This window comes from Bacillus marinisedimentorum (genome assembly GCF_001644195.2).
GTDB lineage: Bacteria > Bacillota > Bacilli > Bacillales > Bacillaceae_O > Bacillus_BL > Bacillus_BL marinisedimentorum.
Genome location: NZ_LWBL02000049.1, coordinates 1 through 12,410, shown reverse-complemented (window position 1 = coordinate 12,410; position 12,410 = coordinate 1). Strand labels below are relative to the sequence as shown.

Annotated in this window: 18 protein-coding genes; 4 read left to right on the top strand and 14 right to left on the bottom strand. The window is 40.0% G+C overall.

Going from position 1 to position 12,410, the window contains the following annotated elements:
• The first annotated feature begins 28 nt into the window (after nucleotides 1–28).
• The 3 genes from A4U59_RS14655 to A4U59_RS14645 all read left to right on the top strand — a co-directional run bounded on the left by A4U59_RS14655 (nucleotide 29) and on the right by A4U59_RS14645 (nucleotide 4,062).
• Entirely contained in the window at nucleotides 29–871 is an 843-nt protein-coding gene (locus A4U59_RS14655) for an alpha/beta fold hydrolase (protein WP_245680565.1), read from the top strand.
• 542 nt (nucleotides 872–1,413) lie between these two features.
• Complete coding sequence (locus A4U59_RS14650; protein ID WP_245680564.1) at nucleotides 1,414–3,078, top strand: amidase; 1,665 nt, start codon at nucleotides 1,414–1,416, stop codon at nucleotides 3,076–3,078.
• A 576-nt stretch (nucleotides 3,079–3,654) separates the two neighbouring features.
• Nucleotides 3,655–4,062, top strand: a complete 408-nt coding sequence (locus A4U59_RS14645) for an SMI1/KNR4 family protein (protein WP_083270865.1) — start codon at nucleotides 3,655–3,657, stop codon at nucleotides 4,060–4,062.
• A gap of 120 nt (nucleotides 4,063–4,182) precedes the next feature.
• Here A4U59_RS14645 and A4U59_RS14640 read toward each other — a convergent pair whose 3' ends face one another.
• From A4U59_RS14640 to A4U59_RS21810, 14 genes are all read right to left on the bottom strand, one after another.
• Nucleotides 4,183–4,962, bottom strand: a complete 780-nt coding sequence (locus tag A4U59_RS14640; protein WP_070121222.1) for a DUF817 domain-containing protein — start codon at nucleotides 4,960–4,962, stop codon at nucleotides 4,183–4,185.
• Between the two features lie 15 nt (nucleotides 4,963–4,977).
• Nucleotides 4,978–5,199: a helix-turn-helix domain-containing protein gene (locus A4U59_RS14635; RefSeq protein ID WP_070121221.1), complete on the bottom strand. Its 222-nt coding sequence runs from the start codon at nucleotides 5,197–5,199 to the stop codon at nucleotides 4,978–4,980.
• Nucleotides 5,200–5,209: 10 nt separating this feature from the next.
• Nucleotides 5,210–5,686, bottom strand: a complete 477-nt coding sequence (locus tag A4U59_RS14630) for a DUF2975 domain-containing protein (protein WP_070121220.1) — start codon at nucleotides 5,684–5,686, stop codon at nucleotides 5,210–5,212.
• Nucleotides 5,687–5,911: 225 nt separating this feature from the next.
• The gene (locus tag A4U59_RS14625; protein WP_169823974.1) at nucleotides 5,912–6,208 is read right to left on the bottom strand and encodes a hypothetical protein; all 297 of its coding nucleotides are present in this window, start codon (nucleotides 6,206–6,208) and stop codon (nucleotides 5,912–5,914) included.
• A 122-nt stretch (nucleotides 6,209–6,330) separates the two neighbouring features.
• Nucleotides 6,331–6,606 carry a hypothetical protein gene (locus A4U59_RS14620; protein ID WP_070121218.1) on the bottom strand — a complete coding sequence of 92 codons (276 nt, stop codon included), beginning with the start codon at nucleotides 6,604–6,606 and terminating at the stop codon, nucleotides 6,331–6,333.
• A 44-nt stretch (nucleotides 6,607–6,650) separates the two neighbouring features.
• Nucleotides 6,651–7,682, bottom strand: coding sequence for a serine hydrolase domain-containing protein (locus tag A4U59_RS14615; protein WP_070121217.1), 1,032 nt, complete (start codon nucleotides 7,680–7,682; stop codon nucleotides 6,651–6,653).
• A gap of 86 nt (nucleotides 7,683–7,768) precedes the next feature.
• Nucleotides 7,769–8,254, bottom strand: a complete 486-nt coding sequence (locus A4U59_RS14610) for a hypothetical protein (protein ID WP_157888198.1) — start codon at nucleotides 8,252–8,254, stop codon at nucleotides 7,769–7,771.
• 514 nt (nucleotides 8,255–8,768) lie between these two features.
• Entirely contained in the window at nucleotides 8,769–9,029 is a 261-nt protein-coding gene (locus A4U59_RS14605) for a hypothetical protein (RefSeq protein WP_070121215.1), read from the bottom strand.
• A gap of 25 nt (nucleotides 9,030–9,054) precedes the next feature.
• A complete protein-coding gene (locus A4U59_RS21815) occupies nucleotides 9,055–9,204 on the bottom strand; it encodes a hypothetical protein (RefSeq protein ID WP_169823973.1) in 150 nt (49 codons plus the stop codon).
• Nucleotides 9,205–9,256: 52 nt separating this feature from the next.
• Entirely contained in the window at nucleotides 9,257–9,562 is a 306-nt protein-coding gene (locus A4U59_RS14600; protein WP_070121214.1) for a hypothetical protein, read from the bottom strand.
• Between the two features lie 159 nt (nucleotides 9,563–9,721).
• Nucleotides 9,722–9,964: a hypothetical protein gene (locus A4U59_RS14595; RefSeq protein ID WP_070121213.1), complete on the bottom strand. Its 243-nt coding sequence runs from the start codon at nucleotides 9,962–9,964 to the stop codon at nucleotides 9,722–9,724.
• Between the two features lie 87 nt (nucleotides 9,965–10,051).
• Nucleotides 10,052–10,546, bottom strand: coding sequence for a GNAT family N-acetyltransferase (locus A4U59_RS14590; RefSeq protein ID WP_070121212.1), 495 nt, complete (start codon nucleotides 10,544–10,546; stop codon nucleotides 10,052–10,054).
• Between the two features lie 365 nt (nucleotides 10,547–10,911).
• Entirely contained in the window at nucleotides 10,912–11,355 is a 444-nt protein-coding gene (locus A4U59_RS14580) for a hypothetical protein (RefSeq protein ID WP_070121210.1), read from the bottom strand.
• 47 nt (nucleotides 11,356–11,402) lie between these two features.
• Nucleotides 11,403–11,546 (bottom strand): hypothetical protein, encoded by a 144-nt coding sequence (locus A4U59_RS21810; protein WP_169823972.1) that lies wholly within the window; start codon nucleotides 11,544–11,546, stop codon nucleotides 11,403–11,405.
• A gap of 357 nt (nucleotides 11,547–11,903) precedes the next feature.
• Here A4U59_RS21810 and A4U59_RS14575 point away from each other — a divergent pair, with 357 nt between their 5' ends.
• Nucleotides 11,904–12,272 (top strand): hypothetical protein, encoded by a 369-nt coding sequence (locus A4U59_RS14575; protein WP_169823971.1) that lies wholly within the window; start codon nucleotides 11,904–11,906, stop codon nucleotides 12,270–12,272.
• Nucleotides 12,273–12,410: the final 138 nt, after the last annotated feature.

The window sequence follows — 12,410 nt, the reverse complement described above, 5'->3', positions numbered from 1 at the left end:
AAAGAGGTGTCGACCCAGGATGACCCGCTTGCATCAGTTTACAACCAATACCGTAACCATCCAGGGGGTGCCCATCTATTATGAGTTGTACAATATGGATGCATACCCGGAAAAGCCCGCGCTTTTCTTAATACACGGCTTTCTGTCTTCAACTTTCAGTTACCGGCGGCTGGTGCCGTTTTTAGCACCCGAATACCCGGTTGTCGCACTGGATCTGCCGCCGTTCGGAAGGAGCGGAAAATCAAATCGTTTCGTCTATTCCTATCAGAATTTCGCTTCTGTTGTGCTTAATCTTGCGGACTACCTTCAATTAAAAAAAATCATTTTGATCGGGCATTCAATGGGCGGCCAGGTCGCTCTCAGGGCAAGCCTCCTCGATCATGAAACCGTGGATAAAACCGTTCTGCTCGGAAGTTCCGGGTACCTGGCTCCGGAGAAAAAGCTGATTGCCTATTCATCTTACTTGCCGTTTTTCCACCTTTATCTGAAAAAGTGGTTCGAAAAACGGGGTGTGGAACAAAATTTGCTGAATGTCATCCATGACCGCGCTATGATTGACCAGGAGATGATTGACGGTTACCTGGAACCTTTTTTACAACATGATATTTTCCGGGCGCTGACAAGGATGATCCGCCACCGGGAAGGAGATTTGTCAAAAGAGGAATTAGGACAGGTGAAGGCCCCGAGCCTCCTTCTCTGGGGAAAGCAGGACAAAGTGATGCCCTACTCGATCGGCAAGCGGCTTGCGGAAGATTTGCCGGCTGCGAAGCTGGTCGGCTACGATAAGACCGGCCACCTTGTCCCGGAGGAAAGGCCTGATTATATACACCGGGACTTCTCTTCTTTTATTTCTGACGGCATAAACGAATGATAAACGCATAGTAGTCATAAGAAAGCGGCCGCCTTCTGGCCGTTTTTTTGGTGATCAGCCTGAATTGCAGGGGCCTTCCTCACTACCCATACCGTTGTCAAATTTATTTGAAAACTGTTAATCCGTGCATAGTTTGATATTTTGTACTCGGAACAGCATTATCCACTTTAAATGGTATCATTTTAGCTATGGTGAAGAATCGTTTTGATTTTTACCCATTTCGCAGTGTTTTTAAGACAAGGTATTCGGTTTCGCTCCTTTAATCAGGCCAGATTGTATTTACATGGACGATTCAGCGGGTATCAACAGCCGCATTTAACAGAGTGTTACTTTTAAAAGATTATTTAATGTATCCTGCTTCTTCATCATTTCGAAAAAAAATCCGGTCTTTCATTAAAATTCTCGTAAACGCGATCTCCGAAATTCTCCACCGACAAGTGAAATCTCAAAATCTTTCACTCCCTGTTCAAAAGGATTATTTATAAGTATACGTATCTATGTTATCCTACGTTTGGTAACTAGATAGGGAGTGGTAGACGACTATGAAAAAAATGCATGCTCTCATTATAATATTTTTTTTAGCCCTTGCGGCTGTTCTGATTGAGGGCAACCCATCACTCGTCCCTCCGAAAGATGTATCCACACATACAAATGGCGTCCAATATAAAAAACATCCCAAAATCGATATCAACCTGGCAAAACGTCTTGAAAACGGACAGGAATTCACCATAGCTGAACTGGTCGAAGGCTATAAAAACGGATCTTTTACCGTGACAGAGGCAGTTGAAGCACATCTTGAGCGAATCGAGCAATATGAGGATACCTACAACGCTTTTACATTCATCAACAAACAGGCGCTGCAAGAGGCAAGTGCTATACAGGACCGGATTGACAAGAAGGAATCTCCGGGAAAATTGGCCGGTGTTCCGATCGTCATAAAGGAAACGGTAGACGTAACCGGCTTCCCTTCCACATTCGGCTGGGAAGGTTTCCATAAGGAAACAGGCGGAGTGGAGATTATGCCGCAAGTCGATGCGCCGATTGTCAAAAGGCTGAAAGAAGAAGGCGCAATCATTCTCGGCAAAACGAACATGCCTGCCTTCAGCATATCCGCCACCAGGGCAAACACCAGCTGGGCCGGCGACACCTTAAACGCCGTCAATCCTGCCTTTGCCCCCGGAGGAAGCAGTTCCGGAACAGCAACCGCTGTCTCCGGTAATATGGCGGTGGCAGGCATTGCCGCCGAAACAGGCGGTTCCATCCAAAATCCTGCCGCTGCCCAGGCACTAGTCGGGATAAAGCCGACATTCGGGCTTGTAGCGAATACAGGAGCCGCCCCTTTTGCAGCCGGTACACGGGATGTGCTGGGACCTACTGCGCGGACGGTTCATGATGCCGCAATCATGCTGGATGTCATTGCCGGCTACGACCCCGAAGACCCGAAAACAGAAAGAGCTGAAGAGCATTTGCCGGCAGACGGCTACACAGAACAGCTAAGCGAAACCTCCCTGGAAGGAAAACGGATCGGACTGCATGGTCCTGGCTGGGGAGCGGAACCATTATCCGCAGAAACAAAGGAATTGTATGCCCGTGCTGTCAATGAGCTCCAGGAACAGGGCGCGGAAGTGGTCCAGGACCCTTTCGCCGGAACAGGGTTCGCTGATTTTGTAAAAGCGAGCGGAAATCGGGGCTATGATGCGCTGATAAGCGACATTCAATCCTATCTGGACCGGATGGACCCGGCAGGCACCATCCCTTCTCTGCCCGAGCTATTCGACCAAACGGAAACCGTTCCGTGGACAGCGGGCGAACCCCTTCAGCGCTTTAGGGGATTGGAAGAAGATTTAAAAGACCCTTATAAGGTTCCGGATTTAAACTACTTTTTCAATACACGGCTCAGATACCAGGAAATCGTCGATGAAGTCATGGAAGAACACGACCTGGATGCCTTCGTTTACCCGCAGATGGCAGCGGAAATCCCCCGTCTGAAGGGAGGCATACACCAGCCGACTGCTTCACCGGAAGTCAATATCAGCGGAATGCCGCTAGTGACTGTTCCTGCGGGCTATTATCAAAGCGGGACCCCCTTCTCCCTTGCATTCTTCGGGGAGATGTGGAGTGAACCGGAATTGCTCGGAATGGCTTATGACTATGAGCAGGCTACCCGGCATCGTGAAGTGCCGTTGTTAAATTCAGCCAAACCATAAATGGTTATTTAAATCTGATCAAAAGGTTTACGCAAGAGGCTGGAACATATTTAAACTGCCCAACTCAATAGGTGAATTCAGTTCATGTTAAGAAAAAAATAAATTGAAAAAATCCTGACTAATGCCATTTAGAATTTCGCATTAGTTCGGATTTTACTTTGACTAAAATGCTTTTGTCCCCGTTTCTTTTATTTAGGCAAAAAAAAGTGTCAGGGAGATATCCGGCTAAAAATATAGCATATCTGAAAAATTATAAGCAGTTCAGTTTCAAGGCAGAAATATTAAAATAACACCACAATTAAAAGTCCAATCCACATAAGAATTGGACTTTTAATTTTCCTTTATATATCAACCTTTTTGGCAAATCAGTAAGCAAATTCGCATTGAAATTAACATAACAATTGGAAACGTGACAATAGTTGTTGTCACGTTGTTAAAACATATGCTAAATTCGATGCTATTTTAGTTGCTGAATTTCTTGTAATGTAGATATAAAATACTTACTTTTGATTTTTCTAAATTACGATTTATAGTTAATGATTCCATAATAAAATAGAATAATTTGGAGGGGAAGTAATGTTTGAAAGGCACGATTATTTGTTTGAGGGATTTGATTTTAACTCCCCTATTCAAAAGAATGATATAGAAAAAGTTGAAGAAAGATTAGGGATTAAATTTCCAGACGATTATTTTCACTTTATGTTAAAAACAAACGGTGGAGAAGGCTGTATCGGAGAAAATAGTTATTTAAGGTTATGGAAGATAGAAGAATTAATTGAAAGCAACGAAGATTATTCTGTAGAAGAATTCGCACCTGGCTTGATAATTGTTGGTTCAAACGGTGGCGGAACTGCATATGGTTTTGATTTCAGAAACGGAAAACCTATGTTAGTCGAAGTGGACTTTATAGGATTGGATATAGAATCACCATTTTTTAATACCGATAACTTTTGGGAGTTTATAGAATATCTTTACAAGTATTAAAGATGTTTAAAAACAACTAAAACCGCAAGGGATCCCTTGCGGTTTCTTATGCGACTTATAATAAAATTGCATAATTATTTCAGTTGCTAATTAAACTTTTCTACTTCAAAACTGAACTACTTAGAAAAATGAACCGGTACTCACCCTGCCCTTGACTTGCTTTAATGCCGCCACTAAAAGAAAACTGACAATCACCAGTAAGAGCCATGAACTTACTTTCCCCAGGTGTACGAGTCTCCATGCCTCTGTTTGATTCGGATATTCCCAGGCCCCAAAAAATGTTGCGATATTTTCGGCCACCCATATAAAAAATCCGATAAGCACAAATGAAAGCCCGAGAGGCATTTGATAACGGCTTCCGTTAACCTCATATGTGACCCATGATTGCCAAAAGACGACCAATACAAGCCCGGATAACCACCACCGGACATCAATCCAATAATGGTGTGTGAAGAAATTTAAATAAATCGCAGCTGCAAGGGATACAACAATCCAAAATGGCGGCCACTTCACTAATTGAACCTTCAACCTCCTCCACGCCTGAATAAGATAACTCGCTACACTTGCGTACATGAATCCGCTGTACAAAGGGACCCCGAAAAATTTCGTATACCCTTCTTCGGGATAAGACCAGGAACCCATATGCACCTTAAAAAGTTCCAGCGCAAGCCCGATTAGATGAAACAAGGTGATAGCCTTTAATTCATCCCGCGTTTCAAGTCCGGAACGCACCATCCACCACTGCATCAGCAGAAAGATGATAAGCAGCCAATCATACCGCGGCAAGAAGAGAAAGGGCACGATCCTGGTAATTGCAAGAGACGCAAAAATGACAACAGGAAACAAACAGGACAGAACTTGCTCCCAGCCGAAACGGACCAGTTGATTAAGCGCTCTCATTTTTCCTCACCACGATTAAACTTGATTTTCTTTATCATTTTTATATTCTAAAATATCACCAGGCTGGCACTCCAATGCTTCGCAGATTGCCTCCAGGGTTGAAAATCGAACAGCTTTTGCCTTGCCGTTTTTCAAAATGGAGAGATTGGCCATCGTTATGCCGACCTTCTCCGAAAGCTCCGTCACGCTCATTTTTCGTTTAGCCAGCATCACATCAATATTGATAATAATCGCCATGTTGTCCACCTCAAACCGTTAACTCATTTTCTGACTTTATATCAATGGCATTTTTCAGCAGCTTTTGAAGAACTGCGGTAAAAACGGCAATCACAAGGGAAGCGAATATAATGACCAGTCCGATCACGATGACACCTGGTGCATCGTCTTTCTCTCCTATGAAATAGAAGAACGGCATCATTCCCATATAGATAGCACTTATCGTGACTGCACAGAACTTTATAACCCTTAAAGCTCCTACAGATGATTCCGAGAAAGCGTCGTTCCTGTCAATAAGGCTTAAAAGCTTTAAAGCCTGATACAGAGCAACAAAAAAAGGGAGTGCTGCCGCATACATGCCTATTAAGACAGGATACAGCAAAGGCGCATACTCTGAGTCAGATGCATCCTTAGCTATGAATGGCAGCAAAAAGATACACAACAAAAGGACCGTAACTCCAATAACAAAAACAGCTGCCCTTAAAAAGTTTGTGGAACTTAGATTCATAAAAACACCCCGCTTAACTTTTGTATTTATAATTATAGAACTATATTTATTGAATATCAATAAATATTTATCTATTTATAATATGGAATTATCGTTATGCTTATGTCTCTCCAATGAATGTATCCCGAAGAATTGATTTTACTTTCCAATCCATTTCAACATAAAAAAACGCAGAGCTCTTTTCAAAGAGCTCTGCGTAACTGTCCAGGCGTACTTTTATCACTTTTAGTATAACTCTGACGTAAGTGAATCCTCCATTTTTCCAGTGTCGTCATTATAGAACACTAAGAATTCTACCCCACTGTTTACATCACGGACTTTTGCAGCGTACTCAAACTTCCCATAGTTCCCCATATTATCATATAGAACATCGTAAATTTCGTAATTTGCATGCTCATCATTGGTTTCCAAGTATTCTTCCGCCCGGGCAATGACTTTTTCTTCTTCATCCTCATCAGGAGTCATTTCTATCGAAAACAAAATGACAAGAACGGCAATTCCAGCTAGCACAACGCCTAACACGCTAAAGATGATCTTTAAATATTTGTTCAAGCCTTCACCCCTTTTTGTTTTCTGACAAAGGGAAGCCCACTGAAAAATCTGCTCTGATTAAACATTTTCTTTCCTGACGTACGCGGTTTCTTTCACTTTCTTTTCCTTTCAGCTACCTCTAATCCGTACACAGTTATCAAAGCTCCGATTCCCAATACAACAAGTCCGCCGCCGCCAAATATTGAAATGGACATGCCTTCCCATCTCCCAACAATCTTTAAACCATAATAATGGACCCAGAGACCACCCAGGCACATTAAAAAAGGAATGATATATTTCCATCTTTTATTTAAGACAGCCCATAGTAATCCAATTACCGATACGACAAGGAGAATTACTGGAAAATAATAAATTAGAAAATAAACCATTTCTTCCCCCCCTATTATCATATTTGATCAATTGGTCGTTGATTTTAAAAAGGATAAACATTATAAATCTCGCCGATCATTCCTTTTAATTGATGGACACCCGGGTCTGTATTTGTCATTATGATTAACCCCGTCCCTAAATAAGGATATGCGGCCATCATGCATTGAAAACCGACACCCCAGCCAAGTGATGACATTTCAAGACCCTTTTCGTTGTCTTCGAGAAAAACCCCCAGTCCCGTCCACGCCCTGCAGCCCTGTTGGGTTATCATTTCAGCTGCTTTCGCTTTGGATATCTTAAGTTTGCTTTCACCTTTTAAGCTATTCATTAATTCAATGACTAAAAGGGCCAAATCTGAAGGAGTTGTCCATAGGCCGGCAGCAGCTGGATATGGGTAAACGGGATGTTTGTCAGTTAGCACTTCTCCGAATTTGTCATGGCCGCAGGAAAAACTTTTCAAAGTTTCTTCTGTGACAGGGAGATTATATGTGCTGTTTTTCATACCTAACGGCTGAAAAATTTGTTCATGCACCACATCCTGAAAAGGTTTTCCTGTAACATCTTCGATCATAAGCTGTATAACGGAAAAGCCTGCATCTGAATAGTGAAAGTCACTCCCGGGCTCATAGTTCACTTCAAGAGGAGCGTCACAATAGGGTGTTCTTCCTTCCAATAGCTCTGCCATTGCTGGGATGCCTGAAGTGGCCTTGAACTCAGAGAAACTTCCTTCCGGGTCAACAAGGCCGGATTGGTGGCTAAGTAAATTTCTCAACGTCACTTTTTTATTAAATTCATTATGAGGAACCTTCCATGAAGTGAGTTTCTCATTGACATCTTCATCTAGATCTAAAACGCCTTGCTCCGTCATTTTCAGCACTAAAATCGAGGTCAGGAATTTACTGATTGAGCAAGCGCTGAAGATAGAACAACGTTCCACGCTTTTAGCTGTTTCTGCCTCTAGTAAACCAACGCTTTCTTTACTTGTGATCGTTCCATTATGTATCGCCGCCATACTTAGTCCTGGAACATTATAAGCTTCCATCAGTTTATGAATGTTGATATCAAGTGTGTTCATGTCAACCACCACCCTAAATTATAGGCTGAATCAATAACTTCATTTTCCAATAAAAGACGGAGAACCGAAAAACTTCAGCTCTCCCATCATTTTATTGATCCAAGTACGTCTCCTTTTATATCCAAAAAACTCACTGTTATCTCTTCGATGGAATCCAGTAGACGGCTATCTGTAATCAGCAGCCATACCGCTGTTTTTTCGCTAATTTGAATAACCTCTGCTTCTAAATTGCCGACCTTCACCGTTTCAATATCATCTATCATCTTTTTTGGAATAAGCCCATGGACAACAATTTCTCCATTCAACTCATTCCTGCTTGAACTAAAAGACTGTCCAGCTTCATTCGTGTAGTGAGAAACGCCCTTGTATTGCCACCCAAACCTTTTTCTGTTAAAACGTGCCATTGAAGTATTGCTATTAACCATATAAGGTATATAGATTTGATTATCAACCTGGTAGTAGGCTTTCCCTTCAATCCTTTTCTCGTCAACCCCGTGCTCCTTACCCAGGAAATCACTAAAGGCTTCATCAACAGTATCAAAACTCAAAGTGATTGTTTCAATGACTGCCATTGCAGCGTATCCCGATATGATTAGTGCCACCAGGATTAAAGTGGATTTTCTTCCCCTCGACAAATTGAATCATCCTCCGTTTCAATGACTCCAGTTGTATCGGTACTGACAGAATATCACTTAAAAAAGTAACGATGGAAAAAGGATTAAATCCGATCATGTTCCCCCTTTAATCTTTTCACTTCGTTTTCCAGATAATCCAAACGCTTATGTATTCTGTAAAAAATCGGAACATATGCAGCTACAATAATAATTACCCATCCCATTCTAAGCACCCCTTTCTACGAAAACTCCTATTTACTAGTTCCATACATAGGGTTGCAGGTGAACAACGGTTCTCTACTCTATTTAAAGAAACACCCATGATTCTTCACCTCACATGTATTTAGCTGAATACCCAATGATAAAGAGCATATATAATCAACACCAGTACAGCAATGGGGAATCCCCATGTATCATACACCCATCTACGTTTACTGTTTTTGTTTTTTAATTTGTTTTGGTCCGGAATTAGTCACTGTTCCCCCTCTTCTCTTAAAAACGGCGGATGTTTTGTGAAGACAAACAAAGCAAACATTCCAATAAAAGAAAGGATCGCCAGGTTAACGGCTGCAAAACCAGCAGCAAAAACACTCTGATAGATGAACCAGGCAGTTATGGCACTAACCAGGAAAGCGGGGATGAAATATTTCTTTTGTGAAACCGCTTTAACTTTAACGAACAGGAAAATAAATTGGATGATAAAAAGGATGACTAAAAACACTTTAATGATCATATTGGCGCACCTTTCACACGTCAGCTTAATCACTTGTTTGCATTTCCCTGAGCAGCTCATTGGCATTGTAATATATCATTCTCTTAATCTTTCCATCTTCCGTCAAGTTGACTTTGCCGGAAAGGTCAACTTGCTTTCTGTGCGTCCCTTTTTTCCAATAAGGGTATCTCCGCATTAAAGTCATAGACCTCTTTGGATCCAGTATTTATTTAGTATTCGACACCCTATCACCTCATTGGCGGTGCGTTTTTTTCAGAATAAGGCATCTTTGTGATGACAATGGGGTCACTTAGATCCACATTCGGAAGCTGTTGCGGGTCATTTTTTCCAGGCATCGTATAAATGTTTTCAGCTTCAGGCGGTAATGGGTCATTAACAGAATCCATAATAATGACTTTCTGTCCGAATTGTCTTTTTCCTATTTCTGTGCTGCTTTGAGTTTGTTTTTCCTCTTGTGATTGTGGTGTGTTAGTGCAGCCGATTAAAAGAAAACCCAGTGTGATAATTAAGAAACCAATTAGGTGCTTTTTCACTCACAACACCTCTTTTTACCTAAGACATATAAAGTAACAACCATACCTTCATCCTATTTTATATTTTAACATATAATTCCATAAACTCTTTTTAAAAGGTGGATTTTAAAAAACAAGAGACCTGTTTCTGTCTCTTGTTTATCAGTATTTCTTAATAATCTATGCTGACTTCTTAAACGCCTTCGGTACAAAATATGCAATAGCAGCTGCTAATATAGCAACTAGTAACGTAGGGAGAATAGAACCTTTAACAATCACGACTTCATTTGCCAGGCCGGTATTAATTACCCAAACGTTTTCCATATCAGGAATGTATATTGCTGTAAGGATTAACCCTGACACCAGTTGCAAGGCCACAAACAGAATAATAAAACTGATTAAAAAGAATACAACCTTTTTCATGAACATGCCTCCTTAAGTAGTTTACGATTGAGTTGAGAGGAATGTTTCACTTTAAAGCCGCCCCTTCGCTTTTCACTTGATATCGGTTTATCCAAGGTCTTTATGAAAAATTAACAGTTCCCCTTTTCTTCCCATTATTCGAATCCCTTTATCTCTAAATCCACCTTTTTTATACACATGCTGGGCGATGGTATTCCTATAGTTAACTGCCAGGATCACTTCGTTTTTATCCGGAAAATGATTCCTCACAAATGAGTCCAATATAAGTAACGATTCCTTCGCAATTCCCTTTCCTTGAAATGCATTGTTAACGGAGTAGCCTCTGATTAGGATGGCAGCTTTGTTGTCACTATATGCCTTGACACCTTCCCAGCCCTGAAGGACAAAAAAGCCAGCCGGTTCACCCCGATACAAAATGACAACAGGATATCTTGTATCATCTTCTTCACACAATTTAACCGCTTTCAATGGTAACGAAGCATACTTGAGCTGGTCTTCAGATAATTGATAGTTGCTCAACTTGTGATTATATTCATTTTTATAAAAATCAAGAGTGACATCACCAGTAATTTGGGTATCCATTTTTCTCCCTCTGTTTCTTCATTATTTTTTCCGATAAAATTAACTTCGATTTGCAATTCCTATATGTAAAATCAAAGCGACCATACTCCAGACATTCAAAACTGTTCCCGCCAGTAAAAGTGATATTTCCAGAAACTGAGGCAACGATGAATTCAAAGTGATTGTTATCGTACCGCTGCCAATTATCAGCATTGATATTAATAAAGGCAAATTTTTAACCATCCTTTGTTCTCCTTATAAGCTGAATTTTTTTGACGTATTCTGCTAATCTTCTTAGTTATACAAGCAACTTAGATACCCCATTACTCTCCAATGGAAATTGAGCTGATTTCACTCTTATATACTTGCAAAGGAATGTTCTATGTTTAATTTCCCCCACTTAACCTGGCTATCGCTACCTTACTTTCCAATCCAGCCCAAAAGAGAAACGATGGAATCAAAACAGTGAGCAGGGAATAATCAACACCCTTCCACCCTAGTAAATATAAGAATGGAAAGCTAAAAACAAATGAAATTGAATTCATGAGTGAATCGTGATCAACACTTACAAATCTCAATAAAAAAATCATGAAATCAAATAGAAATACCAGAGATACTGCTGATAAGTTTTTGAGTGGAGAACCATAGTTAATTAGTAAAACACCGGCAAAATAATGGAGCAGTATAGTTAATATAAAAACTGCAGCAACCATCTCATTTAAAACAGAACTGTTCCAACTGAACCCAACAATACCTGTCCCAAAAACCGCCAACAGTATATGGATAATCAAAGGCTTTCCATTCATGGTGATGAACTTTTTTAATCTCATTTTATCTACACCTGCACTTATCTAAAACTTCTGTTTGTGAAGTAAAACTACTTTTTATTATTTTCAGTCAGTTTTTCACGCAACTTTGTAATTTCTTCTGTTTGATACATGATGTTATTGTTAATCTTTCTTAACGCGTCATAGACAGCAAAGATTCCAGCATAAATTAAAATCACAAATAATAAGTCCATTTTTTACCTTCTTTCCTTTTTATTTTCTGTTAGTAAAAGATGAAATTGGGTTTTATACACCTCCTATATATCATGGGGGTTTTTTCACCTATATTTTACCATAATGTTTTTATAACTTTGATAAAAGGGCATAGAAGTGCTTCATTAGCAAATATAAAGGTTAAAAAGCCAAGGGATTGAATCTTATTTTAACTTTTTATGAAGGGGTTACCCCCTCGTTTATATGAGGAGGTTTTTTTGATTATGTTTATCGTCTAACAGATATGATATCCTTTAATTGTATAATTTTCCATCCATCCTGAAGAAGACTGCTCTAAATGAGGTGTAAAAGTGCCACTAGTGTTATTTTTTATTTTCATGAGTATCGGTTTACTGTTCCTTTTTATATTAAGAAAGCAAATCTTTAACAAAAAGTTAATCTATGTTGTCGTTACTTTATCTGTTATTTTTGGGGGATATCAGCATACAACAATACCTTTTGTATCTCAAGAAGAAGCAATAGCTGAAGCCAAGAAAACAGTCGCCCCTTATACAAAAAATCACTTATATCAAGATCAAATTAAGGTTGAACTTGTTAATCCGAAAAATATGTTTGACCAACAGTATGCTGTCATCATTGATATAACTAGTAATTCTTATGCAGAAGTATATGTAGATATAAGAAACGGAGAAATCTTAAAGGCAAGAATACATAACTTGAGTAACGAAGATATTGTAATTAAGTAAGTGATTTTACTACAAAGGGATTTTCCTATGAACGGTTTACCTTCTCAATTTGCGTATGCTAGTAAAAAATCCTAAAGGCTAAAAAATTAGCAAGGAGGCCCACAGTGAAAAAAGGTTGGATATCCATGATAAGCGGTC

Bases quoted from the DNA above. Each gene is read 5' to 3' on its own strand.
- A4U59_RS14650 (WP_245680564.1), top strand. From the start codon at position 1,414: ATGAAAAAAATGCATGCTCTCATTATAATATTTTTTTTAGCCCTTGCG.
- A4U59_RS14645 (WP_083270865.1), top strand. From the start codon at position 3,655: ATGTTTGAAAGGCACGATTATTTGTTTGAGGGATTTGATTTTAACTCC.
- A4U59_RS14640 (WP_070121222.1), bottom strand. From the start codon at position 4,962: ATGAGAGCGCTTAATCAACTGGTCCGTTTCGGCTGGGAGCAAGTTCTG.
- A4U59_RS14635 (WP_070121221.1), bottom strand. From the start codon at position 5,199: ATGGCGATTATTATCAATATTGATGTGATGCTGGCTAAACGAAAAATG.
- A4U59_RS14630 (WP_070121220.1), bottom strand. From the start codon at position 5,686: ATGAATCTAAGTTCCACAAACTTTTTAAGGGCAGCTGTTTTTGTTATT.
- A4U59_RS14620 (WP_070121218.1), bottom strand. From the start codon at position 6,606: ATGGTTTATTTTCTAATTTATTATTTTCCAGTAATTCTCCTTGTCGTA.
- A4U59_RS14615 (WP_070121217.1), bottom strand. From the start codon at position 7,682: ATGAACACACTTGATATCAACATTCATAAACTGATGGAAGCTTATAAT.
- A4U59_RS14610 (WP_157888198.1), bottom strand. From the start codon at position 8,254: ATGGCAGTCATTGAAACAATCACTTTGAGTTTTGATACTGTTGATGAA.
- A4U59_RS14605 (WP_070121215.1), bottom strand. From the start codon at position 9,029: ATGATCATTAAAGTGTTTTTAGTCATCCTTTTTATCATCCAATTTATT.
- A4U59_RS21815 (WP_169823973.1), bottom strand. From the start codon at position 9,204: ATGCGGAGATACCCTTATTGGAAAAAAGGGACGCACAGAAAGCAAGTT.
- A4U59_RS14595 (WP_070121213.1), bottom strand. From the start codon at position 9,964: ATGAAAAAGGTTGTATTCTTTTTAATCAGTTTTATTATTCTGTTTGTG.
- A4U59_RS14590 (WP_070121212.1), bottom strand. From the start codon at position 10,546: ATGGATACCCAAATTACTGGTGATGTCACTCTTGATTTTTATAAAAAT.
- A4U59_RS14580 (WP_070121210.1), bottom strand. From the start codon at position 11,355: ATGAGATTAAAAAAGTTCATCACCATGAATGGAAAGCCTTTGATTATC.
- A4U59_RS21810 (WP_169823972.1), bottom strand. From the start codon at position 11,546: ATGGACTTATTATTTGTGATTTTAATTTATGCTGGAATCTTTGCTGTC.
- A4U59_RS14575 (WP_169823971.1), top strand. From the start codon at position 11,904: ATGAGTATCGGTTTACTGTTCCTTTTTATATTAAGAAAGCAAATCTTT.